Source organism: Kutzneria sp. NPDC052558, from assembly GCF_044547355.1.
Lineage (GTDB): Bacteria > Actinomycetota > Actinomycetes > Mycobacteriales > Pseudonocardiaceae > Kutzneria.
The window spans coordinates 69033-92828 of sequence record NZ_JBIUAG010000027.1 but is presented as its reverse complement, the minus strand read 5'-3'; the positions used below and the strand labels follow the sequence as shown (position 1 = coordinate 92828).

At 70.2% G+C, this 23796-nt stretch carries 22 protein-coding genes and 2 pseudogenes; 16 read left to right on the top strand and 8 right to left on the bottom strand.

From position 1 onward, the window contains the following. Positions 1–237: 237 nt before the first annotated feature. Complete coding sequence (locus ACIG5F_RS36595; protein ID WP_396524575.1) at positions 238–696, bottom strand: hypothetical protein; 459 nt, start codon at positions 694–696, stop codon at positions 238–240. On the opposite strand from ACIG5F_RS36595, the pseudogene ACIG5F_RS36590 reads away from it, so the two are divergent. After that, positions 637–793: pseudogene (locus ACIG5F_RS36590) on the top strand (IS5/IS1182 family transposase); the annotation flags it as partial. The gene ACIG5F_RS36595 and the pseudogene ACIG5F_RS36590 overlap by 60 nt on opposite strands. Before the next feature lie 278 nt (positions 794–1071). Here the strand turns inward: ACIG5F_RS36590 and ACIG5F_RS36585 are convergent. Then, the gene (locus tag ACIG5F_RS36585) at positions 1072–1350 is read right to left on the bottom strand and encodes a hypothetical protein (protein ID WP_396524574.1); all 279 of its coding nucleotides are present in this window, start codon (positions 1348–1350) and stop codon (positions 1072–1074) included. On the opposite strand from ACIG5F_RS36585, the gene ACIG5F_RS36580 reads away from it, so the two are divergent. Beyond that, the gene (locus ACIG5F_RS36580; protein ID WP_396524625.1) at positions 1282–1818 is read left to right on the top strand and encodes a thiamine pyrophosphate-dependent enzyme; all 537 of its coding nucleotides are present in this window, start codon (positions 1282–1284) and stop codon (positions 1816–1818) included. The genes ACIG5F_RS36585 and ACIG5F_RS36580 overlap by 69 nt on opposite strands. Here the strand turns inward: ACIG5F_RS36580 and ACIG5F_RS36575 are convergent. Continuing rightward, a pseudogene (locus tag ACIG5F_RS36575) lies at positions 1803–1883 on the bottom strand (hypothetical protein); the annotation flags it as partial. The gene ACIG5F_RS36580 and the pseudogene ACIG5F_RS36575 overlap by 16 nt on opposite strands. A 207-nt stretch (positions 1884–2090) precedes the next feature. Here ACIG5F_RS36575 and ACIG5F_RS36570 point away from each other — a divergent pair. Genes ACIG5F_RS36570 through ACIG5F_RS36520 form a run of 11 tightly spaced genes read left to right on the top strand, consistent with a single transcriptional unit; the run spans position 2091 to position 15060 of the window. Beyond that, positions 2091–3140, top strand: coding sequence for a beta-ketoacyl-ACP synthase III (locus ACIG5F_RS36570; protein WP_396524573.1), 1050 nt, complete (start codon positions 2091–2093; stop codon positions 3138–3140). A gap of 31 nt (positions 3141–3171) precedes the next feature. Then, a complete protein-coding gene (locus ACIG5F_RS36565; protein WP_396524572.1) occupies positions 3172–3399 on the top strand; it encodes an acyl carrier protein in 228 nt (75 codons plus the stop codon). 14 nt (positions 3400–3413) lie between these two features. Further along, entirely contained in the window at positions 3414–4268 is an 855-nt protein-coding gene (locus ACIG5F_RS36560) for a TauD/TfdA dioxygenase family protein (protein ID WP_396524571.1), read from the top strand. 3 nt (positions 4269–4271) lie between these two features. Next, positions 4272–4784: an FcoT family thioesterase gene (locus ACIG5F_RS36555; protein ID WP_396524570.1), complete on the top strand. Its 513-nt coding sequence runs from the start codon at positions 4272–4274 to the stop codon at positions 4782–4784. After that, on the top strand, positions 4777–6324 hold the full coding sequence (locus ACIG5F_RS36550) for a long-chain-fatty-acid--CoA ligase (protein ID WP_396524569.1): 1548 nt from the start codon (positions 4777–4779) through the stop codon (positions 6322–6324). The genes ACIG5F_RS36555 and ACIG5F_RS36550 overlap by 8 nt, the downstream gene beginning before the upstream one ends. 13 nt (positions 6325–6337) lie before the next feature. Next, entirely contained in the window at positions 6338–6562 is a 225-nt protein-coding gene (locus tag ACIG5F_RS36545) for a phosphopantetheine-binding protein (protein ID WP_396524568.1), read from the top strand. Next, positions 6555–10721, top strand: coding sequence for an amino acid adenylation domain-containing protein (locus tag ACIG5F_RS36540; protein ID WP_396524567.1), 4167 nt, complete (start codon positions 6555–6557; stop codon positions 10719–10721). Before ACIG5F_RS36545 ends, ACIG5F_RS36540 begins: the two co-directional genes overlap by 8 nt. Next, positions 10718–12127 carry an MFS transporter gene (locus tag ACIG5F_RS36535; RefSeq protein ID WP_396524566.1) on the top strand — a complete coding sequence of 470 codons (1410 nt, stop codon included), beginning with the start codon at positions 10718–10720 and terminating at the stop codon, positions 12125–12127. The genes ACIG5F_RS36540 and ACIG5F_RS36535 overlap by 4 nt, the downstream gene beginning before the upstream one ends. Before the next feature lie 29 nt (positions 12128–12156). Next, complete coding sequence (locus ACIG5F_RS36530) at positions 12157–13197, top strand: ABC transporter substrate-binding protein (RefSeq protein ID WP_396524565.1); 1041 nt, start codon at positions 12157–12159, stop codon at positions 13195–13197. Continuing rightward, a complete protein-coding gene (locus tag ACIG5F_RS36525) occupies positions 13187–14254 on the top strand; it encodes a FecCD family ABC transporter permease (RefSeq protein ID WP_396524564.1) in 1068 nt (355 codons plus the stop codon). Before ACIG5F_RS36530 ends, ACIG5F_RS36525 begins: the two co-directional genes overlap by 11 nt. After that, positions 14251–15060: an ABC transporter ATP-binding protein gene (locus tag ACIG5F_RS36520; RefSeq protein WP_396524563.1), complete on the top strand. Its 810-nt coding sequence runs from the start codon at positions 14251–14253 to the stop codon at positions 15058–15060. The genes ACIG5F_RS36525 and ACIG5F_RS36520 overlap by 4 nt, the downstream gene beginning before the upstream one ends. A 28-nt stretch (positions 15061–15088) precedes the next feature. Here the strand turns inward: ACIG5F_RS36520 and ACIG5F_RS36515 are convergent, their stop codons facing one another. Further along, complete coding sequence (locus tag ACIG5F_RS36515) at positions 15089–15766, bottom strand: hypothetical protein (RefSeq protein WP_396524562.1); 678 nt, start codon at positions 15764–15766, stop codon at positions 15089–15091. A 76-nt stretch (positions 15767–15842) separates the two neighbouring features. Beyond that, entirely contained in the window at positions 15843–16409 is a 567-nt protein-coding gene (sigC, locus tag ACIG5F_RS36510; RefSeq protein WP_273937834.1) for an RNA polymerase sigma factor SigC, read from the bottom strand. 207 nt (positions 16410–16616) lie between these two features. Between sigC and ACIG5F_RS36505 the strand changes: the two genes are divergently transcribed. From ACIG5F_RS36505 to ACIG5F_RS36495, 3 genes are all read left to right on the top strand, one after another. Then, on the top strand, positions 16617–16823 hold the full coding sequence (locus ACIG5F_RS36505; RefSeq protein WP_396524623.1) for a heavy-metal-associated domain-containing protein: 207 nt from the start codon (positions 16617–16619) through the stop codon (positions 16821–16823). A gap of 28 nt (positions 16824–16851) precedes the next feature. After that, complete coding sequence (locus tag ACIG5F_RS36500) at positions 16852–19044, top strand: heavy metal translocating P-type ATPase (RefSeq protein WP_396524561.1); 2193 nt, start codon at positions 16852–16854, stop codon at positions 19042–19044. 130 nt (positions 19045–19174) lie between these two features. Next, the gene (locus ACIG5F_RS36495) at positions 19175–19456 is read left to right on the top strand and encodes a Fe-Mn family superoxide dismutase (protein ID WP_396524560.1); all 282 of its coding nucleotides are present in this window, start codon (positions 19175–19177) and stop codon (positions 19454–19456) included. 382 nt (positions 19457–19838) lie between these two features. Here ACIG5F_RS36495 and ACIG5F_RS36490 read toward each other — a convergent pair whose 3' ends face one another. The 3 genes from ACIG5F_RS36490 to ACIG5F_RS36480 are packed head-to-tail and all read right to left on the bottom strand — an operon-like array spanning position 19839 to position 23561. After that, complete coding sequence (locus ACIG5F_RS36490) at positions 19839–21098, bottom strand: acetyl-CoA carboxylase biotin carboxylase subunit family protein (RefSeq protein WP_396524559.1); 1260 nt, start codon at positions 21096–21098, stop codon at positions 19839–19841. Next, complete coding sequence (locus ACIG5F_RS36485; RefSeq protein WP_396524558.1) at positions 21085–22359, bottom strand: ATP-grasp domain-containing protein; 1275 nt, start codon at positions 22357–22359, stop codon at positions 21085–21087. Before ACIG5F_RS36485 ends, ACIG5F_RS36490 begins: the two co-directional genes overlap by 14 nt. Continuing rightward, complete coding sequence (locus tag ACIG5F_RS36480) at positions 22359–23561, bottom strand: MFS transporter (RefSeq protein WP_396524557.1); 1203 nt, start codon at positions 23559–23561, stop codon at positions 22359–22361. The genes ACIG5F_RS36485 and ACIG5F_RS36480 overlap by 1 nt, the downstream gene beginning before the upstream one ends. Positions 23562–23796 lie beyond the last annotated feature (235 nt).

The window sequence follows — 23796 nt, the reverse complement described above, 5'->3', positions numbered from 1 at the left end:
CGGATCGCTCGTCGTGTCCTCTGGGGGACGACCCCCAGACCCCCGAATGCGGCGTTCCGCCGCTCGTGTGGATGGTGTACGGGTCGCGCCGGGGGCCACTCGCTCTGGGTGATCTCTGTTCGCGAAACGCGCGAACCGGATCGCTCGTCGTGTCCTCTGGGGGACGACCCCCAGACCCCCGAATGCGGCGTTCCGCCGCTCGTGTGGATGGTGTACGGGTCGCGCCGGGGGCACGTATCAGGATGCACACTCCCTCCCACTAGCGGCTTTGCCGCACTCAGCGGGGTCGCAGGGAGTGTGCTCCTCCTCGATCCCTGTGATTCCGGTCAGTTCCGCGAGGTTCTCGGCGGGCAGTGTGACACTCAGCGTGGCCTCGTTGGTGGCGTAGTGGACCCGGACCGTGAGCTGGGTCAGGTCGAACAAACGGTTCAGCAATTCGTCCGGCGCCCGATGCAGGTTGACGGTCAGGTGCGGTAGCACGTCGAGCAGGTGGACCTGGTTGGCGTTCGGTTGGTCCGGGTCTGCGGCGTCCTGCCGGTCGAGAGCGGCAATCGACGTCAGTAGGGATCGGCGCTCGACGTCCAGGTCGTTGTAGCGCTGCCGCAGACCGTTGACGAAGGGATCTCCTGGTTCGCGAACGTGCTGGCCGCGTTGCGCGAGGCCGGCTTGATCGCGCTGCGCGACAAGGGCTACCACGGGTACGACCCGACCGGTCAGCGGGTTCGGACCCCGTACAAAGGCCGCAACAAGCCCGAGTCCCACAAGGAGGCCAACCGCGCCCATTCGAAGTTATCCGTCCCCTGGCGTCCGGTCAAGGAATACAAGCTTGAAACATCCTATCAATCTGCTCGCCTCCGGGCGGCTGGCCGGCGCGGCTCGACATCGCCCCGCGCGTTCTTTCCACAGATCTGCGCGCGACAAGGGAGTTCCGTGCCGTGATGGGATCCGCCGAGCTCACCGGCTGCGACGACCCGACCCGCCCTCGCTGGCATTAAGATCCGATGTTTCCGTCGGATCGCGGTCGCCGTGGTGATCCTGCGGTCGCGGTCGGCAACGGCTCGACCGAGAGGATCAGTGACCGGGACCGCCGGGACAGAACCCCGCGTTGGCCGAGGCCGACGTGGTGCTGGTGCTCGGCAGCGACGTGCCCTGGATCCCGACCAGGAACCGGCCGGCCGGCGACGCGCGGATCTTCGTGATCGGACGCCGCTGTGGCACGTGCCGGCCGAATGCACCGCCCGCACCGATCTCGGCACCGCGCTCCCCCAGCTCGCCGACGTCGTGCGCACCCTTCCGCCGGCCGATCCCGACGCCGTCGCCGCACGGCGACGCGAGGTGGCCGTCGCGCACGCTCTCGGCGTCAAGTTGGCGTGCCCCGACCGGACCACGGTCTCGCTGGTCGGGGACGGCGCCTACCTGCTCGGCGTGCCGGCTTCCGCGCAGTGGACGGCTCGCCGATACGACCTGCCCCCCTCACCGTCATCTACGACAACCGCGGCTGGAAGTCGGCACCGACAGAGCCCGCCGTGCTGGCAGCCGCAACCGCAGGCAGCAACGCAGGCGCACCGGGCCGTTCCGACACTCCAAACGACGACGTGTTCCGGCACGCAGCTCGGCCGCCGCCAGGGCCGGGCCTGTTCACGGGTTTCAGTCGACGGCAGCACATCCCGATCAAGACCGCTTGAGACCGCGTCGAACGCCTCCAGCCCCATGTGGATGAAGTCCGAGCAGAGATCGAGATGGCGACCCCACAGCCGACGGTCGCCGGCAGCCATGCGCGCGCCCGCGGACCGGCACGACACACAGCGGCCGAGGTGAATCCTGACGGCGACCTCCTCCATGGTGGACGCCTCTCCGTCCGCCATGGCCGAGAACGCCTCCATGCATCGCCGACAGTCCATGTAGTGAGTGGTCGGCCGGCCACACCGGATGGTTCCGGCGAAGTTCTGATCGACACTCGATTTTCACCGCTGAGTGGGACAACGCCCGCCCAGTCAACGTGCAGCACATCGAATGTGACGTGGATCTCAAACTATCGTGTCATTGCTTTGGCCGGGAACTGACCAACCAACGATGACGACCACTGGGACATGCACGAGCTGGGTTCGGTCGAACACGCCGGCGGCGGGCTCATGACGAGGCCCGTTGGCGGACAGCGGGCCGCCGTTGTCGCGGGGATCGCCGGCCATGTGCCGGAGCAAGTGCTTACCAACGGTGACCTCATCACCCGATTCGACACCTCGGACGAGTGGATCCGCAGCCGGACGGGAATCGGCGAACGGCGCGTGGCCCGACCTGGCGAGGCCACCTCGGACCTCGCCGTCCAGGCCGGTGCGGCAGCGCTGGCGTCGGTTGCGGCCATCGAACCGATAGACCTGGTCATCCTGGCCACGAGCACTCCGGACCATCCCTGCCCGGCGACCGCGCCGGCCGTGGCCGCGCGGCTGGGGCTGGGTGGGGTCGCGGCGTTCGACGTTGGCGCGGTGTGTTCCGGCTTTGTCTACGGACTTGCCGTCGCGCAGGGCATGATCGCCGGCGGCGTGGTCAGGTCGGCGCTGCTCATCGGCGCGGACGTGTTCTCCACGATCCTCAACCCCAACGACCGCAGCACGAATGCTGTCTTCGGTGACGGCGCGGGCGCCATGGTGTTGCGGGCCGGGCGATCCGACGAACTCGGGGCCGTGCACGCCATCGATCTGGGCAGTGACGGCGACCTTACGGACCTGATCGCCGTGCGGGCCGGTGGTTCGCGCCAGCCGACCGCCGACGGCGAGGCGGACCGCTGGTTCGCCATGCAGGGCCAGGCCGTCTACCGGCACGCGATCCTCCGGATGACCGAGTCGTCGGGGAAGGCGTTGGCCGCCACCGGATGGCGGCCCGACCAGGTCGACCTGCTCGTCGCCCATCAAGCCAACGCGCGCATCCTGGCGACCGTCGGCGCTGAGCTGGGTGTCACGCCGGACCGCGTCTACAGCAACATCTCCACGGTCGGCAACACCGTCGCCGCGTCGATTCCGCTGGCGCTGGCCGACGCCCACGCGCAAGGACAGCTAACGGCTGGGGACCGCCTGCTGCTGACGGCCTTCGGCGGTGGGGCCGCCTGGGGCTCCGTGACGTTGACCTGGCCGCGTCTGCCGTAGCCAATCCATTGAAAGCGAGGGGGAATTCGCGATGGACCACGCCCAAGTGCGGTCACTCGTGGCCGAGTTCTTATGTGGCGTCAACCCGGACGCCGCCGACCCGGACGTGGAAAAGACCTGGTCGGAGCTGGGTGTCGACTCGCTGAGCCTGGTCGACCTGCTGTTCAAGCTGGAACGGGAGCTCGGTGTGTCCATTCCGGACGAAGCGCTGCCGGAGATCACCACCGTCGGCGGACTCATGGCCCACGTGGCCGGCTGAAAGGAGACACCCTGATGCGCATCTCACCGCAGGACGGCATCGGCGTCGTCGTGGAGAACTTCGACTCCGCCTCCGACGAGGACGTCCGACAGCTGAAGCAGGCCGTGTACCGCGACAAGATCGTCGTGCTCAAGGGTCAGAACCTCGATCCGCACGAATTTCTCGCCCTGGGCAAGAGATTAGGCACACCGGAGACGTACTACGAGCCGATCTACCAACACCCTGAGGTGCCGGAGGTGTTCGTCTCCTCCAATGTCCCCAAGGACGGCAAGCAGATCGGCGTGCCGAAGACCGGAAAGTTCTGGCACTCCGACTACCAGTTCATGCCACGCCCGTTCGACATCACGCTGATCTACCCGCAGGTCATCCCGACCCGCAACCGGGGCACGCTGTTCATCGACCTGTGCAAGGCCTACCAGAACCTCACCGAGGAACTGAAGCTCGCGGTCAAGGACACCACCGCGACGCACAGCGTGCGGCGCTACTTCAAGATCCGGCCGACCGACGTCTACCGGCCGATCTCCGAGGTCATCGAGGAGGTGGACGCCAAGACGCCGCCAGTGGTCTCGCCGACCGCGCAACAACATCCGCACACCGACGAGACGATCCTCTACCTCAGCGAAGGCTTCACGCTGTCGATCACCGACGCCAACGGCGTCGACCGGCCGGACCTGTTACGGGAACTGCTCGCGGCGACCGGGCAGCTCGACGACACCCATCAGCATCCGGCGATCCACCTGCAGACGTTCGAGCAGGGCGACATGCTGGTGTGGGACAACCGAAGCCTGGTACACCGGGCCGTGCACACCACGGCGCCGGAGCCGACGGTGTCCTTCCGCGTCACCGTCTACGACGACGTGGCGGGCTGAGCCGTGGAGTTGACCACGTCGCTGCTCGACGAGGTGCTGCGGTGCTACAAGCCGCATTGCCGATACCTCACGTCGATGGATCTCAGCGTGGACGGCGAAGTCCTCACGGGCACCGGCGAGTTCAGCATCCCGGAGTCCTGCTACATCGACGACACCGGCCACCTCAACTCGGTCGAGGTCAACATCTGCTACAACCAGCTGCTGTACGCGGTGATCGCGAACGCGGTGCACGACGGCGTCGGCGAGGTCTTCGGCGGCTGGACGATGGCGGAGTTCTGGCGGCGGCAGCTGCCGGACATCCTGATCGCGTCGTTCGGCAGCACGTTCCGCCGGCCCATCGATCCGCGCTCGTTCCACGGCGAGTTCACCGTCGACCGGATCTCGCAGCGCCGGCTGCGCCCGGACGTCGCACCGCTGGTGTCGCTGGCGACCTCGTTCCGCTTCTGGGACGACACCGGCGGAGCCTGCGACGGTACGGCCAGGGTCGCGATCGTCGACGGAGGCGCCCATGACTGAGAATCGGATCTACTATGGCGAACTACAGACAGTGGGCGCCATACCGGGCTTTCATGCGCAGCGGCAGCCCGAGGTGCCGGCGATCATCTGCGCCGGCCGGCAGCTCGACTACGCCGGGCTGCACCGGACGAGCAACCGCATCGGGCACGCGCTGCGGGCCGCGGGCGTCAACGTCGGCGACCGGGTCGCGTACGTGGGCCAGGAGTCGGTGGACTACTACGCGACCTTCTTCGCCTGCGCGAAGATCGGCGCGGTGCTGGTGCCGATCAACTTCCGGCTGACCGGTCCGGAGGTCGAGCACATCGTCCGCGACTCCGGCAGCCGGCTGCTGATCGCCGACGACGACCTGCGCCCGGCGCTTGGCGACGTCAGGGCGGATGTCAAGAGCACCAGCGACTTCGACGACTGGACCGGGTCGCAGCCGGACGCCGACCACCGCGTCCGCATCGGACCCGAGGACCCGCTGGTGCAGCTCTACACCAGCGGCACCACCGGGCTTCCCAAAGGTGTCGTGCTGCCGCACCGCAGCCTGTTCGCGATCCGGGACGCGCTGGCCGGCGCCGGCCTGGACTGGATCGACTGGCGCCCGGGCGATCGCAGCCTGGTCGGCATCCCGGGATTCCACGTCGGCGGCGTCTGGTGGGCCACGCAAGGCTTCTCCGCCGGCATCACCAACGTGGCGATGCCGCGCTTCGACCCCACATACGCGGTGCGGCTGATCATCGACCTCGGCGTGACCACCGCCTGCGTGGTGCCGTCCATGCTGCGCCTGCTGCTGAACGAACCCGGCGTGGACAAGGCGACCTTCGCCAGCATCCGCAAGATCGTCTACGGCGGCTCGCCGATCGTGGAGGCGCTGCTGCGGGAATCGCTGGCGATCTTCGACGGCGACTTCGCCCAGATCTACGGCCTCACCGAGACCGGCAACACCGCCGTGTGCCTGCCACCGGAGGCCCACGTCGTGGGCAGCCCCCGGCTGCGCGCGGCCGGGCGGCCGTACCCGGGCGTCGAGGTCAAGGTGATCGACAAGGCCGGCGTTCCGTTGCCGGCCGGGGAGATCGGCGAGGTCTGCCTGCGCACGCCCGCGCGGATGCTGGGGTACTGGGGCCTGCCCGAGGCGACGGCGGCGACCCTCGTGGATGGCTGGGTGCACACCGGCGACGCCGGCCACCTGGACGAGGACGGCTACGTCTTCATCAGCGACCGGCTCAAGGACATGATCATCGTCGGCGGCGAGAACATCTACCCCGCCGAGATCGAGAACGTGCTCGGCAAGCACCCCGCGGTCGGCGACGTGGCGGTGATCGGTGTGCCCGACGACCGGTTCGGCGAGGCCGTGCACGCGTACGTCGCGGTGCGTCCCGGCGAGCAGCTGCGCCCCCGCGATCTGCTGCTGTTCGCCAGGGACCAGCTGGCCTCGTTCAAGATCCCGTCCAAGTTCGAGTTCGTCGACGCCGTGCCGCGCAATCCCAGCGGCAAGATCCTGCGCCGCGAGCTGCGGGACCGGTTCTGGGCCGACCGCGACCGCAACGTCAACTAGGCAAGGGGGAATCATGCAGCTCACGCGGGACGTCGTCTGCGCGGACATCGCCGAGCAGCTGTACATGGAGCCCGAGGAGGTCGCCGCCAGCGGCGACCTGTTCGGTGAGGGCCTGGATTCCGTCGGGTTACTGACCCTGGTGGAGCGCTGGCGCGAGCTCGGTGCGGAGGTCGCGTTCGTCGACCTGGCCGAGCGGCCGACGCTGGAAGCGTGGTGGCAGGTGCTGTCCCGTGACTGAGCTCGCACTGACGGCCGCGCAGCACGGCATCTGGACCGGCCAGCAGCTCGATCCGCAGTCCCCCGCCTACAACACGGCCGAGTACATCGAGATCGACGGCGCGGTGGACGTGGATCTGTTGGTGGCGGCGATCCAGCGAGCCGTGGCCGACGCCGAGGCGCTGTCCGCACGGTTCGCCGACACGGATGACGGGCCCCGGCAGATACTTCAACCCCGCCCGTGGTCGGTGCACGTCGCCGACCTGACCGAAGCGGCGGCGCTGGAGTGGATGGCCGCGGACGTGGCCGCCCCCGTGGATCTGGCCGCCGATGTGTTGTTCGCGCACGCGGTGTTCCGCATCGCCGAGGACCGTTTCCTGTGGTACCACCGCGTGCATCACATCCTGCTCGACGGCTATGGCCTGGCGCTGGTCGCTCGGCGGGTCGCCGAGGTCTACACCGCCTTGGTCGCCGGTGAGGAGCCCGGCGGGCATGAGTTCGGGACGCTCGCGTCAGTCGTGGACGAGGACGTGGCCTACCGGGAAGGTCCCACGCACCAACGGGATCGCGAGTTCTGGGTGGACTACCAGCGGGACCGTCCCGCGCCGCCGACATTGGCTGGTCGTTCGGCCCCGCTGGCGCAGAGCGTGGTGCGGTCGATGGCCGACATCGACCGGCCGACGGCGGACCTGCTGCGAGACGTCGCGAAGGCGGCCAGGGCCAACTGGACCGAGGTCCTCTGCGCCGCCATCGCGACCTACCTGCACCGGATGACCGGCGCGAGGGAGATCTCCCTTGCGCTGCCGGTGATGCTGCGGACCGGCTCGGTGGCGCTGCGGGTGCCGTGCATGGTGCTCAACGTCGTCCAGGTGTGGAGCGACTTCACCGAGAGCCCCAGCCTGGTCGAGGTGACCACGCAGGTGGCAACGCATCTGCGGCGCAGCCGTCGGCATCACCGCTACCGCTACGAGCAGTTGCGCCGGGACCTGCATCTGGTTGGCAGCAAGCGCAAGCTGTTCGGCCCGTCGGCGAACATCATGCCGTTCGACTACGGCCTGGGTTTCGCCGGCCTGCCCAGCGTCGTACGCAACGTGTCGGCCGGACTGGTCGAGGACCTGGCGTTCAACGTCTATGACCGCGCCGACGGCGAGGGCCTGCGCATCGCCCTCGACGGCAACCCGAATCTCTACAGCGCCGAGGACTTGGCCGGTCACGTACGGCGGTTCGGCGCCGTGCTGCGACGGCTGCTCGCCATGCCAGCTGCGCCGGTCGGCGAGGCGGACCTCCTGCTCGACGACGAGCGGGACCTGTTGCTGCACAAGTGGAACGACACTGACCAGGTCTGGCCCGACGGCACCATCACCGACCTGCTTCAGGCTCGCGTCGAGGCCACGCCGGACGCGACCGCCCTCGTCGCCGGCGACCGGATCCTCAGCTATCGGCAGCTGGACCGCGACGCACGGCGGCTGGCCGGGGTGCTCACGGCTCGCAGCGTCGGACCCAGCGACGTGGTCATGCTGCTGTTGCCCCGCACCGCAGATTCGATCGTCGCCTTGTTCGCGGTGCTGCTGGCCGGCGCGGCCTATCTGCCGGCCGATCCGGACTATCCGGCGCGCCGCATCGAGTACTTGATCGACGACGCGAAACCACGGCTGGTGATCAGCACCGCCGCATTGGGCCGGGATCTCACCGGCCCCAAGGTGCTGCTCGATGAATTGGAGACCGCCGAGCAGACGTTGCCGGTGATCGAGCCGGACCAGCCGCTGTGCCTGATCTACACCTCCGGCTCCACCGGCGCGCCCAAAGGCACGGTGATCACCCATCGCGCCATGGTGAACCTGTTCCACCACCACCGCGCGGAACTGATCGCGCCGGGGCGGACCCGGGCGGCGCTGACCGCCTCGCTGTCGTTCGACACCTCGTGGGAAGGTCTGCTGTGGCTGCTGGCCGGCCATGAGCTGCACTTCGTCGACGACGAGGTCCGCCGAGACCTCTCTGAGTTGCTCGCCTATGTGCGGCGGCATCGGATCGACTTCCTGGACATCACCGCGACCTACGCCACCGAATTGGTGGCTGCCGGATTGCTCGAATCCGGCCGGCACCGCCCGGCGGTGCTCGCCCTCGGCGGCGAGGCGGCCGGCCCCACGCTGTGGTCGGACTTGCGTGCAGTGCCGGAGATTGCGTCGTACAACCTCTACGGCCCGACCGAGTGCACCGTGGACACCGTGTGGGCGCGCCTGGCCGACAGCCCGACGCCGATCATCGGCCGGCCGATCACCAACGCCCGCTGCTATGTGCTCGACAACGTGCGAAGGCTGCTGCCGCCGGGCGCGGTGGGCGAGCTGTACCTGGCGGGCGTGCCGGTGGCACAGGGCTATCACGGTCGGCCGGAGCTGACCGCGGAACGGTTCGTGCACACGGAGTTCGGCCGGCTCTATCGCACCGGTGACCTGGCCCGCTGGCGTGCGGACGGGCAGCTGGAGTACCTGGGCCGGGCCGACGACCAGGTCAAGATCCGGGGTTTCCGCATCGAGCCCGGCGAGATCGAGGCGGCGCTGGCCGGCCATCCGGCCGTCGCCCAGGCGGCGGTGCTAGCGCTGGAAGACCGCCTCGTCGCCTATGTGGTCACCGAAGAAGAGCCAGCGGCGCTTCGCCGGTACCTCGCCGAGCGGTTACCCGACTACATGGTGCCGCCGATGTATGTGTCGGTGGACCGGCTGCCGACCACCACGAGCGGCAAGCTCGACCGGGCCGCGCTGCCTGCGCCGACGCGGGCCGCCGCCGCGGCGGGCCGGCCTGCCAGCACCGACCGGGAACGCGAACTGTGCGAGCTGTTCGCCGAGGCGTTGGGCGTGCCCGAGGTCGGCATCGATGACGACTTCTTCGCGCTCGGCGGCCATTCCCTGCTGGTGGCGCGGCTGCTGCGCGGCGTTCGGGACCGAACGGGCGCGCGGCTGGGCATCCGGGACGTCTTCGATGCGCCCACCGTGGCGCAACTCGTCGAGCGCGTGGACCATGGGGCGCCGTCGCGGCATCCGTGGGAGGGCATCGACCTGGCTGCCGAGGTCAGCCTCGATCCCGCCATCGTCCTGATCGGCACACCGCGCACCGGAGCCCCTCGAGAGGTGTTGCTGACCGGTGCCACGGGCTTCCTCGGCGCGTTCCTGCTGCGGGAGCTGCTGGACCGCACCGAGGCCCGCGTGCACTGCCTGGTCCGGGCGGCCAGCGACGTGACAGCCCTCGATCGGGTCCGCTCATCCCTGCTCCAGTACGAATTATCCGAAAATGGCATGGGCCGCGTGGTGCCGGTCCCCGGTGACCTCGCCCAGCCCGCGCTCGGCCTTTCCGACGAGGCATTCCAACAGTTGGCGGCACAGGTCGATGTCGTGCTGCACAACGGCGCGTGGGTGAACCACCTGGAGCCCTACACCCGGCTGCGGGCGCCGAACGTGACCGGCACCGCCGATGTGCTCCGGTTGGCGGCCAGCGGATCCACGCCGGTGCACTTCGTGTCCACTTGCGACACTGCCGTCGCCGTAGACGGCAATCCACCGGTGCTCGACGAGACCCGCCGGGTGCCGCCGGAGTCGTTGCTAGCCAACGGGTACGTAGCGAGCAAGTGGGTGTCGGAGGGCCTGGTCCTCGCGGCGGCCGAACGTGGGTTGCCCGTGACGGTCCACCGCCCCAGCCGCATCGGCGGCCACTCCGTGACCGGTGTCGGCAGCACCGACGATGCCTTCTGGAGCCTGATCCGGGCCATGCTGGTCCTCGGGACGGCCCCGGAAGGCGGCGGGGACATCGATCTCGTGCCGGCCGACCAGGTCGCCGCAGCCATCGTCAGCCTCCTCGATCACACCGGCACCTTCCACCTGACCAGCCCGCATCCGCTACCGGTGCAGAGCGTGCTGGCTCGGCTCCGCACACGTGGCTACGCACTGCCCGAAGTCGGGTCGGACGAGTGGCGGCGCCGGCTGGCCGAGGCGGCCGAGCACGATGACACCCTGGCGCTGGCCGCGACCCACGTGCACGCGGGCCCCGCCGCGACAACCGTCCGGTTCGGGCGAAACAACACCGAGGCGGCGGGCATCTCGTTTCCGGAGATCGACGAACCGGTGCTCGACGCCTACCTGGATCACTTCATCCGCAGCGGATTCTTCCCACCACCGGGAGGAAAGCCGTGACCGCCACCGCCACTGCCCTAGCGACCGTCCGAGACTGGGTCGGCCTGGCCGTGGTGCTGGGCGCGACGTTCATGGGCCAGGTCGACGGCTTCATCGTGGTCATCGCGGCCCCGTCGATACAGCGCGACCTGCCGGCGAGCTTCTGGCAGGTCCAGCTGGTCGGCGCCGCCTACGTGCTGGCCTGCGCGGCCGGGTTGATCACCGGCGGCCGGCTCGGCGATCGCCACGGGCGTCGCCGGGTTTTCCTGGTCGGTGTCGCGGTGTTCACCCTGGCGTCGCTGGCCTGCGGCCTCGCGCCCACTGCGCCCGTGCTCATCGCCGCGCGTTTCGTGCAGGGCATCGGCGCGGCGGCATTGATCCCGCAGGAGCTGGCCCTTGTGCGCAGCATCTTCCTCGACGACGGGCAGCGCGCGAGAGCCATTCGCTGGTACGGCGTGGTACTCGGGTTCGGGGTCATCTTCGGGCTGGCCGGCGGCGGCCTGCTGGTGCACTGGGACATCGCCGGTCTCGGCTGGCGCACGGCGTTCCTGATCAACGTCCCGATCGGCGCACTGACCCTGGCGCTCGGCCGCACCGTCGCCGAAAGTCACGCCGAAGGCTCGCCCGAACTCGACCCGGCCGGCGCGGTGCTGACCGCGCTCGCGCTGCCGGCCCTGCTGCTGCCGCTGGTCCTCAGCCAGCAGACCGGGTGGATCTGGCTCAGCCTGATCATCGGCGCCGGGCTCGCGGCGGTGCTGTACCACCAACAGCGGGCCGTGCCGGAGCCGCTGTTCCCGATCAGGGTGTTGACCACCAAGGGACTTCCCGCCGGGCTGGCCGCCATCGGGACCTTCTTCGCCGGCAACGCCGGCCTCTTCCTCGTCTTCACCTATTACCTGCAAACCGGCCTCGGCCGCGACGCACTGACCGCCGGCCTGATGTTCGTGCCGCTGGGCATCGGCTTTGTCGTCGGCTCCGGGGTCAGCGGCCGGGTCGCGTCCCGGTTCGGGCGCCGGCTGCCGTCCCTCGGTTGCCTGTTCCTGGCCGCTGTGCTCGCTACCCAACTCGCCGTGGTGCACGCCGCTGCGGATGCCCAGAACGTGTTGCTAGCGCTGACCATCGGCGTCGTGGGTCTGGCCCAGGGGCTGGTGGTGTCGCCATTGATCGCTGGGATCTTCGACCAGGTCTGCCCCGACGACGCGGGTGCGGTCTCCGGCGCGGCGTCCACCGTGACGCAGATCGGCCTGGCGACCGGCTTCGCCGCCGTCGGCAGCTGGTACCGGCTGATGCTCGGCGAGGACACCACCCTCGGCGGGCAGGCGTGGGCGTACTCGACGGCAATCCTCGTGTTGATCACGCTCGCGGTTGTCACGAGCCTGCTGTGCGCCCGCCGGGAACCGAACACCGTTCCCGACCGACCTGTGTGACGACAGCGAAAATCCTGGAAGGGCAAGACATGCAGCGCAAACCCGCCGCCGTGCTGGTGATCGCCGCCCTCGCGCTGACGGTGACGGCGTGCGGCAGCGGGACTGCCGTCCCCGCCTCCGGCACCGCCACCCAGTCGACGGGCGAAGGCAGGACGCACTACCCGCTCACCATCACCAACTGCGGCAAGCAGTACACGTTCGCCAAGGCTCCGAGTCGTGTAGTGGTGATGAACGGCGGCTCGGTCGCCGAGGTCTCCTCACTTCTCGCGCTGGGACTCGGCGGCCGGGTCGTGGCCAACGCGCAGAACTACGGCGCGTCGGACGTGTCGGGCCGGTTGGACGCGATCAAGGCGCTGCCGACCGGCGGCGTCAAGCTCAACGACCAGCAGGACATTCCGCGCGAGGCGATGCTGGGGTTGCGGCCCGACTTCGTGATCTCCACCTACGAGGGCGGCTTCTCCGCGCAGAACGGCTTCGCCACCCGGGACGACCTGGCCAAGATCGGCGCGAACACGTATGTGCCGCAACACGCCTGCGGCGCCACCGGCATGGTCGCCGGCAACCCGACCATCCAGGACAGCTACGACCTGCTGCGCGACCTCGGCAAGATCTTCGACGTGCCGGGCAACGCCGACCAGGCGATCGCCGCCGCCCAGCAGAAGGTCGGCGCCGCGGCGGACAAGGTGCGCGGCAAGCCCGCCAAGAACGTGATGCTGGTGTTTCCCGGCATGGGCGCGGACGACTTCAGCTCCATCGCCGCCGCCGGGATGTGGAACGACATCCTGGCCAAGGCCGGCGCGACCAACCCGTTCAACGACCCGGCCGGCAACGAGTTCGCCACCGTCAGCAAGGAGAAGCTGGCCACCACGCCGATCGACGCGCTGATCGTGGTGAACTACCAGAACCCGGACCCGGACGGCTCGGCGAAGAAGATCCTGTCCCAGTTCCCGCAGTGGGACGCCACCAAGAACAAGCGCTACCTCGCGCTGTCCGATTCCATCTACCTGGGGCCCAGCAACGACGTCGCGGTGGACAGGATCGCTCGTCTCGTCCATCCAGATGCGTTCTGACGTGGTGCGCACGCGGGCAGTCGCCCCGTTGCACGGCGTCGCCATCGGCCCGGCGCTCGTGGTCGGCGCGGCGGTGCTGGTGGTGATGATGCTGGTGTCGGCCTGCGCCGGGGCGGTGACCGTGCCACTGGCCGACACCTGGCACGTCGTGCTCACGCACGTCACCGGCGCCACCGCCGGCCTCGATCCCGCGTTGGACCAGATCGTGTGGCAGTACCGGATGCCGCGGGTGCTACTGGCCGCCTGCTGCGGCATCGGATTGTCGGTGGCGGGCGTCGTGTTGCAGGCCGTGGTGAACAATCCGCTCGCCGATCCATACGTGCTCGGTCTTTCCTCGGGCGCGTCGCTGGGCGCGGTCGCGGTGATCGTCGGCGTCGGCGGCGCGGTCGGCGGCCTAGGTACCTCGTCGGCCGCGTTCCTCGGCGCGATGCTCGCCGTCGGCTTGGTGCTGCTGCTGGGCCAACAACGCGGCCGGCTCGCACCCACGCGCGTGGTGCTGGCCGGCGTCGCCGTCGGCTACCTGCTGCTCGCGGCGACGAACTACCTTCAGCTGCAGGCGAATCCGAACCAGCTGCGGGAAGTCATGTTCTGGACGCTGGGCAGCGTCGCCGGGGCGACCTGGGACCAGCTCGCGCTCGTCATCGCCGTCGTCCTCGGCTCGACCGGCGGCCTTTTGCTGTTCGGCCGGCGGCTCAACGTCCTCAGCGCCGGCGACGAGCAGGCGACCGCGCTGGGCGTGGACGTCCGCACCCTGCGTCTGGGTCTGCTGGCGGTGGCGTCGCTGCTGACCGGCGTACTGATCGCCAACGCGGGCGGCATCGGGTTCGTCGGGCTGATGATTCCGCATCTGGTCCGGCTGACGTTCGGCGTCGACCATCGTCGGGTGCTGCCCATGTCGGCGCTGGTCGGTGGCGCCTATCTGGTCGCCGTCGACCTGCTCTCCCGCACCGTCGACGCGCCGAACGAGCTGCCGCTGGGCATCTTCACCGCGGCCTTCGGCGCGCCGTTCTTCCTGTGGCTGCTGCGCCGCAACCAGAGCATCGGAGGCTCCACGTGACCGACCGGGCCCGGCTGGACATCGCCGGCCTCGCCGTCGACCTCGCGGGCGTGCCTGTGCTGCGCGAGGTGAACCTGATCGTCGAGCCGGGCAGCGTGGTCGGGTTGGTCGGCCCCAACGGCAGCGGTAAGTCGACGCTGCTGCGCACCATCTACAAGTCCGTTCGGCCCGTCACGGGCTCGGTGCTGATCGACGGCGACGACGTGCGGTCGCTGTCCGCCCGGGCGGCCGCGCGACGTACCGGTGCTGTGCTCCAGGACTCCGCCGGAACCGGCGGCCTCACCGTGTCCGAAACCGTCGCGCTCGGGCGGAATCCGCATCATGGTCTACTGACCCGAGAGTCCACATCGGACCATGAGGCGATCGCCGACGCGTTGGCCCGCACCGGCATGATGTCATTCGCGGACCGTCCCGTGAGCTCGCTGTCCGGTGGCGAACGGCAGCGGGTCCTGCTCGCGCGGGCCCTCGCCCAGCGCCCGCGGCTGCTGGTGCTGGATGAGGTCACCAATCACCTCGACGTCAGGGCCCGGTTCGAACTGCTGGATCTCGTGCGTGGCCTCGGTGTGACCACGCTCGCCGTACTACACGAACTCGACCTCGCCGTGCGGTGCTGTGACCGGCTCGTGGTGCTCGATCAAGGTCGAGTGGTCGCCGCAGGCCCCGTGCTGGACGCGCTGACTTCCGACGTGCTGCACGACGTGTTCGGTGTGCACGCAACGGCGATCCGCCACGAGGACGGCGTCATCCGCATCACCTACGGCGCACAACCGCTGGCTGCTCGCGACCGGGTTGACGTGTCGAGTTAGCCGGGTCTGACCGGCTCGGTGTGTCGGTTCAGGCGGCGTTGTGGCGACCGGTCGGCCGCAGCGGCCCGCCGCGCTTGCCGCGCCGCTCGGATGCCGGGGACGTCGCCAAACCGTCGCCGCTCCTCCCGCTGAGATCCGGCTCCCGGACGCGGCCGGGCTCCGGCTGCCCGGATTCCTGCCGGCGCACCGCCCACAACAGCAGCAGCCCCACCACCAGCAGCCCGTGCGAGGCGATCCGGGTGATGGTGACCTCGTGATCCACCAGGTCGTGCACGGAGAAAACCGTCAGCACGACCAGGAAGCCAGTGAGCACGGGCAGCATGCCCACCGCCGCCCTGGGACGCATCGCCGCCCACAGCAGGCCCACGCCCAACGCCAGGTTCCACGCCGTGCTCTCGTTGGACAGGTGCCCGGTCATGGTCATGCCGGGCATGACCTGGTCGGCGCCGAACAGCAGCGCCATCCCCAGCGCGAGCTGGGCCAGCGCCACCAGGCCGAGCGCGACCCGCGTCCACGGCGTCCGGGGCAGCGGGGGCGGGGCGATGTCCAGGATCTGCTCGGTGAGATCGGGCACCGAGACCGCCGGCCGCACCCGCAGCGAGCGCGTCAGCCGACCCGCGTCAGCCAGCCACGCCTGGCACGCCGAGCAGTCGTCGAGGTGCTGGTCGGTCACGGCGCCGGGCACCGGCTCCTGCTCGTCGTCCATGCGCGCGGAGAGTGCCTCGCGGCAGGTCATGCAGTCCACGGGGAGGTAGTCGTTCGGCACCGGTGTTCGGTTCCCGTCACATCGCGTTGTCTTGTTCGCGGCCCAGCTCGAGGAGGTCCTCACGGGCCCGGAACACCCGGGACCGGATGGTGCCCACCGGGCAGCCGCACACCTCGGCGGCCTCGGCGTAGGACAGCCCGAGCACCTGCGTGAGCAGCAGCGCCTCCCTCCGCTCCGGCTCCAGCGCGTCCAGCAGGACCCGCAGCTCCACGATGTCCTCGAAGCCCCGCGCGGCGCGTTCGGGGGTCTCAGCCGCCTGGTGCCAGTCCGGCACGTCGGCCAGGCGTGGCCTGGTGGACGCGGTGCGAAGCTGGTCGACGACGACCCGCCGGGCGATGGACAGCACCCAGGTCCGCGACGAGGACCGTCCGGCGAACCGGGGCAGCGAGCCGATCGCCCGGAGGTACGTCTCCTGGGTGAGGTCGTCGGCCACGGCCGTGCTGGCCAGGTGCGCGACGAACCGCCAGACGTCGCGCTGGGTCGCCCGCACCCAGGCGGCGAGCGCGGCCCGATCGCCCCGGCCCGCCTCGAACGCGAGCTTGGTGATCAGTTCGTCGCCGGCCGCGTCATGGTCTCTGGGCACGGCGCACACGGTATTACACCCGTCTTCCGCCGAACGGGGGATGGCCGATCCGAAGGCGACCCCACCTGCGGCGATCACGTCGCGGTGTGCGCCCGCGCTCGAAAAATCCCAACTGCCGGGAACCATCGGCTGCCCTCGCTCGACTTGTCACGTGTGGACAGGCTCCACGGCGCGATCGACGACTGCATCCCGGGAGAGCACCAACCGATGGCCGAGAACACCTACACCGTGCAGGGCATGACCTGCGGCCACTGCGTCAGCTCGGTGACCGAGGAGGTCACCGACGTCGCCGGAGTGACGCATGTGGACGTCGACCTGGCCACCGGCCGGCTGACCGTGGTCAGCGAGGCCGACGTGCCGGCGGCGGATATCCGCGCGGCCGTTGAGGAGGCCGGCTACCAGCTGGTCGGATGACCTCCGTCCGCCACTGGTAGGTGCTCCCATGACTTCCGCACCCGAGTTCGTCCGGCACGAGATCGAGCTGTCGATCGGCGGCATGACCTGCGCCTCGTGCGCCGCCCGTGTCGAACGCAAGCTGAACAAGGTGGACGGCGTCACCGCCACCGTCAACTACGCCACCGAGAAGGCCAAGGTCAGCTACCCGGACGCCGTCGCGCCGGAGGACCTGGTCCAGGTCGTGGAGGCCGCCGGCTACACCGCCGAGCTGCCCAAGCCGGTCGAGCAGGAACGGCAGGCCGAGGCGGATCCGACCCAGCCGCTGCGGCAGCGGCTGATCGTGTCGGCAGCGCTGGCCGTGCCGGTGATCGTGCTGTCGATGATCCCAGCACTCCAGTTCACCAACTGGCAGTGGCTGGCCCTGACGCTGGCGAGCCCGGTCGTGGTCTGGGGCGCGCTGCCGTTCCACCACAAAGCCTGGGTGAACCTCACCTACGGCACGTTCACCATGGACACGCTGATCTCGTTGGGCGTCGGCGCGGCCTACCTCTGGTCGCTGTACGCGCTGTTCCTCGGTGACGCCGCCACGACGGTAATGACTGGCATGGCCGCCATGCCGGGCACCGACATCTACCTGGAGGTCGCCGCCGGGGTCACCACGTTCATCCTGGCCGGCCGCTACTTCGAGGCCCGCGCCAAGCGCCGCTCCGGCGCGGCACTCCAGGCGCTGCTGGAGCTCGGCGTGAAGGACGTCTCGGTGCTCCGCGACGGCCGGGAGCGCCGGATTCCGCTGGCGGAACTGCGAGTCGGCGACGTGTTCGTGGTCCGTCCCGGCGAGAAGATCGCCACCGACGGTGTGGTCGCGGAGGGCAGCTCGGCTGTCGACCTGAGCATGCTGACCGGCGAGTCCGTGCCGGCCGAGGTGGGGCCCGGCGACGCCGTCGTCGGCGCCACGGTCAACGCCGGTGGCCGGCTGGTCGTCCGGGCGACCCGGATCGGCGCGGACACCCAGCTGGCGCAGATGGCTCGGCTCGTCGAGGCGGCCCAAAACGGCAAGGCGTCCGTCCAACGCCTGGCCGACCGCGTGTCGGCGGTGTTCGTGCCGGCCGTGATCATGCTCGCGTTGTTCACCCTGGTCGCCCAACTCGCCACCGACAGCACCCCGCAGGTCGCGTTCTCCGCCGCGGTAGCGGTCCTGATCGTCGCCTGCCCGTGTGCTCTTGGCCTGGCCACGCCGACGGCGCTGCTGGTCGGCACCGGTCGCGGCGCGCAGCTGGGCATCCTGATCAAGGGTCCGGAGGTGCTGGAATCCACCCGGCGCGTGGACACCGTGGTCTTGGACAAGACCGGCACCGTCACGACTGGCCGGATGAGTCTGGTCGCCGTGCACGTCGCCGACGGCGTCAACGAGGCCGAGGCGCTGCGGCTGGCCGGCACCCTGGAGGACGCCTCCGAGCACCCGATCGCCCGGGCCATCGCCGCCGGCGCGGAGGCCCGGATCGGCGGGCTGCCCACTGTTGACGAGTTCCGCAACGAGGAAGGCATTGGCGTCCAGGGAATTGTCGACGGCCGCAAAGTTCGGGTCGGGCGCTGGGACCTGCCACTGGACTCGTCTCTGACGGCAGCGAAGCACGCGGCCGAGTTGGCCGGCCGCACCGCGGTCACGGTGGCTTGGGACGGGTCCGCGCGGGCGGTGCTGGTGGTCGCCGACACCGTGAAGCCGACCTCCGCCGAGGCCGTCGCCCAGCTGAAGTCGTTGGGGCTCAAGCCCATCCTGCTCACCGGCGACAACGCTGACGCCGCAAGGGCGGTCGCCGCCGAGATCGGCATCGACGAGGTCATCGCCGAAGTGCTACCCGCCGGCAAGGTGGACGTGGTCGCCCGGTTGCAGCGCGAGGGCCGGGTCGTGGCGATGGTCGGCGACGGCGTGAACGACGCCGCGGCGCTGGCCAAGGCGGATCTTGGCCTGGCCATGGGCACCGGCACGGACGTCGCCATCGAGGCCAGCGACCTCACCCTGGTCCGCGGCGACCTGCGGGCCGCCGTCGACGCCATCCGCCTGTCCCGGCGGACCTTGGGCATCATCAGGGGCAACCTGTGCTGGGCCTTCGCCTACAACGTGGCCGCCCTGCCGCTGGCCGCGCTCGGCCTGCTCAACCCCATGATCGCCGGCGCCGCGATGGCGTTCTCCTCGGTCTTCGTGGTCAGCAACAGCCTGCGGCTACGGAGTTTCCGCTGAGCTGGGAAGCCGCATGAGCCTCCCAGCTCAGCGCGGTGCCGCTCGGGGCTAGTCCGCCGACGCGTCGTCGGCCTTCGACACAGCGCGCCGGCCGCGCGCGGCGATGCCGAGAGCGAGTCCGAGGATTCCGATGACCACACCGGCCCCGCCCAGCCAGCGGGCGGACGGTGCTGTCCGATGTGGACTCGGCGGCGGCCGGCGCGACCGTGCGACCGACCAGGAGCATCTCGTGGCTGGTCGCGTTCATCGACAGCAGCGTGTGCACGGCCAACGGGGTGCCGCCTACTACCTGCAGTACCGCAACGTGCGGCCGGACTACGTGCAGAAGCTGTGGTCGCCAGTGAACTGGTCGGACGTCACCCGCCGGTTCGACCTCGCCCGCGCCGGCGGCAGCACCCTGCCGAACGTCTGATCCCGCACTGCCCCCACCACGGGCACAGACCCGGCAGTGGATGCTCCGACAAGCTCCTTCTGCCGTGAGAACGGCCCCGGGCTCCGCCGGGGGCCGTTCACCCTATTCACCTTGGCGCCCTTGACTTCTCGGTCTCATTCGTCGGACCCGGCGGCGGGTTCCTGCCGCCACGCGGTCCACTTGTCCTCGACTCGCTGGCCCGGCGCGCAAGAGCCGTGTCGGATTGGTTTTCGCCATCTCCCCGCAACGGCGGCGTCCCACGGGCGACATCCATCGCAGCTGAACGGAACGATCACCGCGGCGGCAGCGAACCGGGATTACGTCAAGACGGTCGACATCTCCGGGCTTCTTCGAGGAGCTCGGCGGCACCGCCGTCCCGGGTTCAGCGGTGCACGCAGGCCCCGACGGCCGCGGTCAGGGGGCGCACGACGGGCACGGCATCGACCCGGAACTCCGCCGCGGTGGCGCGAATGGCCTCCGCCACCGCGGCGCTGGTGCGGCCCCGGAACCGGAACCTGCCGCCGACGTGTTCGTAGTACGAGTCGGCGGCGGGCAGCACGTCGCCGGCCGTGAGCAGGGCCTCGGCGTACGGACCGGGCCGGCGGCCGACCATCGAGGTGATCTCGGTGATCCGGCACGGCCGCCGGGCCGGGGCCGGCACCAGCAGCCAGCCGCCGATCTCCGGCTGCACGGCCGGCGGCGGCTCCGGCGGCATGCCCAGCTGGATCCGGAACGCCGCCCGCACCAGGTCGTAACCGTGCAGCTCCCGCCAGATGAACGGAACCTCGGCCCCACCGGCCCGCGCGCCGACCTCCAGGAACGAGCAGGTCCGGTGCTCGCGGTCGACGAAGAGTTCCAGGTGGAACACGGTCGGCCGGTCGGTCAGGGCCCGCATGATGCGCTCGGCGTGCTCGGCGACGAGCCGGTTGACCAGGTCGTCGCTTTCCTCGACGGAGCCCAGCACGCCGCCTTCCCGAAAACCCAGGCAGGTGTTGAGGTACCGGGAGGCGCGGCAGGCCATCAGCGTCTCCCCGGAGAAGACGCCGTCCACGTGGTAGATCGGGTGCGGGTCGAACGCCTGCGCCAGCAGCGGACCCTCGGTGAAGTCGACGGCGCCGACGGCGGTCGGGCGGTCGAGCCGGCGAACCCCGGCACTGGAGCTTCCCGACAGCGGCTTCACGACCACCGGCCAGCCGTGCACCGCGGCGAACTCCCGCACGCCGGCCCCGTCGACGACCAGCGTGAACGCCGGCAGCGGCAGGCCGGCGGCGGCCACCGCCGTGGCCATCTCGTACTTGTCGCGGAACAGCGCCAGCGCGTCGAGCCCCGGCCCCGGGCACTTCCAGCGCTGACGGAGGGCGGCGCCGACCAACAAATCGTCTTCCTTCAACGCGACCACGTGCGCCGGCGGGCCATGCCGATCGACCAGGCGCTGCACGGCGGCTTCGACCTGGGTCATGTCGTCGGTGGCCTCGACAGTGACGGACGCGGTGGCCGTCGCCGGCACCGACTCCCGGCCGACCGCGGTCGTCACGTAAGTGACGCGATGGGCGCGGTGATCCAGGTAGCTGTCGTAGTCGGCGTAGTGCTCCCGCCACCGGTTGATGACGATGACGTGGCTGCCCGGCTCAACGCGGTTCATCGCTCACTCCTTCGTCCTCCAGCTCATAGAAACCGACGCCGTCGAGGTATCGGATGGTGTTGGTGTCACGGAGCACGACCTCCTCGGTGTCATGGACGAGCACCAGCGCGGCCGGGTAGGTGACGTCGTCGACGGTCCGCTCGATGCGCTCCCCCGGCCGGACGTGCAGCTGCAACTCGTGGAAGCTGTCCAGCGACCGCAGCGAATCCAGGTCCCGGTAGCGGCGCAGGATGCCGTCAACCGGCGAGATCAGGGCGACGTTGCCGACGCACCGCGTGCGGCGGTACTCCTGCCCGGCCCGCTCGTGGAACCGCCGGGGTTCCAGGTAGGCGTGCGCCGTCCAGTCCAGCTGGGACTCCCCCAGCGCCATCTGGGCGTACGAAGGCATGTCGCCGCCGGCGATGCGGGCCCCGACCTCGACCAGCCGCGGGCCCGCGTTGGTGAGCTTGATCTCGACGTGGGCCGGCCCGTGCCGGATGCCCAGCGCGTCCAGCACCTGGCCGGCGTAGTCGGCCAGCACGTCCTGCGCCTCGCCGCGACGCGGCAGCACCGTCGCGGCGGCTGCGATGTCCGGCACGCCGTTGGCCCGCACGCGGTCCGTGCGCCAGATCTCGCACACCCGGTGCCGGCCGTCCCGGCTGACCGTGTTGACCATGTACTCGGTGCCGCACAGGTACTCCTGGGCCACCACACCGGAGTTGTGCTGCGAGAAGACGTTGGTCGCGCCGCAGATCTTGCCGAACGCGACCACCGACTCCTCCGGCGTGTCGCAGAACATCACGTGGTCGCCGGCCGCGCTGCGCACCGGCTTGAGCACAACGCGGCCGCCGATCGACCGGTGCCACTCGGTCAGCTGGGCCTCGTCGTCGACGAGAATCTGCCGCGCCGCCGGCACACCGGCCCGCCGAATGGTCTCGATCATGACGTACTTGTCCCGGCGCGCGGCGCTGAGCTCCACCCCGTTGCCGGGCAGCCCCAGTTCGGCGTTGAGGGCGTCGGTCAGCTCCACGCCGATCTCGCCGCCGGCCACGACGGCCACCGGCGCGTGCCGGGCCACGCGCCTTGCCGTCTCCGCGAGGTCTCCACTGTGGACGATGTTCTCCAGGTAGCCGTCCCGAGGGGCCGAGGACTGGTACACCCGCGGCACTTCCTCGGTGCTCTGCACCCGGATCAGCGTCGCGCCGGCGGCGCGGAACCGGTCGGCGAGCCGCAGCGTGGGACCGTAGGAGTCGACGATCACCACGTTTTTCCCTGCTTGCATCACAGACTCCCTGTGTTGAGGTGCTCCGACGGTGGGGTGGCGGCGGTGGCGAACCGGGCGGCGGCCCACCGAGACAGGACGGCGACCAGTGCGGTGAGCCCGCCGATCACGGCGAAGGCCGCCGCCGGATCGGAGGTGTCCACAACGGCCCCGGCCAGCGGGCCGCCCGCTGCGGTGCCCACGGTCATCGCGGTCGAGTAGACACTCATGACGACACCTCGAGTTCCGTCCACTGCATGGCGGCTCGCGTCGGCGGCGGTGGCGGCGAAGGCCGGCGCGTACAGCAGCGCGGCCGGAAGCAGCGCGACTGTCAGCGACAGCGGCGCATCCAGCAGGCCGAGCGGCACGGTCGCGAGGCCGAGAACGGCGACCAGAACGCTGCCCGACCAGCCGCGCCGCAGGCCGCCGTAGGCCAGGCCGCCCACCATCGAGCCGGCGGCGAACAGCACCATGGCCACGCTGGTCCAGCCGACCTGGTTCATGTGCCGGAACGAGCCGATCACCGCGATCTCGGTGCCGGACGACGTCAGCCCGGCCGCCAGGGCACAGGCCAACGCGGCGGCCAGGCCACCGGTCAGCCACCGACGCGGCGGTCTCCGGTCGGAGGGCCCGCCGACCCCGCTCGCCGCCAGCGGCGGGTTCGCGGCGATCACCGCGGCGCCGCTGAGCACCAGCACAGCGCCGAGCGCGAGCAGCGCCACCGTGGTCGACACCCGCGTGGCGAGCAGAACCCCGAGCGCCGGCCCGGTCATGTACGACAGGTTGGTCAGCATCGAGTCCACCACGAACGCGGTGTGCCGGCGTTCCTCGGCGACCAGGTTGGCGATGGCCAGCCGCGAGACCGTCGTGCCGGGCACCAGGACCAGCCCGGAGGCGAACGCGGCCGGAAGCAGCGCCGGGTAGGGCAGCAGCGGGGCCAGCCCCCAGAACAGGCCCTGGCCCACGGTCGCCACCGCGAACAGCCGGCGGGCCCCGTGCCGGTCCAGGACTCGGCCCTGCACGGGCGAACCGAGGGCGACGCCCACCGTCCACGCCGCCGTGGTCACGCCGGCCAGCCCGAAACCTCGGCCGAGGCCGGCCGTCACGTGCAGCGTCAGCACGATCGGCACGGCGACCACCCCGAGCTTGGCCAGCAGGCTCAGCAGCAACACGGACCGCAGCCCGCGGACCGCGAGCACCTGACGGTAGGCGCCACTACGCATTGCTTTCCTTCACGCTCTCGGCACAATTTCCGGAACACCGAATTCCCACCGGGCCGAAATTACCCGACGCCACCGCGCCCGACCGCGCCACATCGCCGACACAACCGCCATGATCTGCGAAAATGGCTTCTCAGAACCGCATTTTCCTATGTTTGCTAACCCCGAGGCTTTTCTATCTTGCCCGGCGGCCCAGGGCCCGAAGTACGGTGGCGGACATCCCCACTTCCGCACCCGA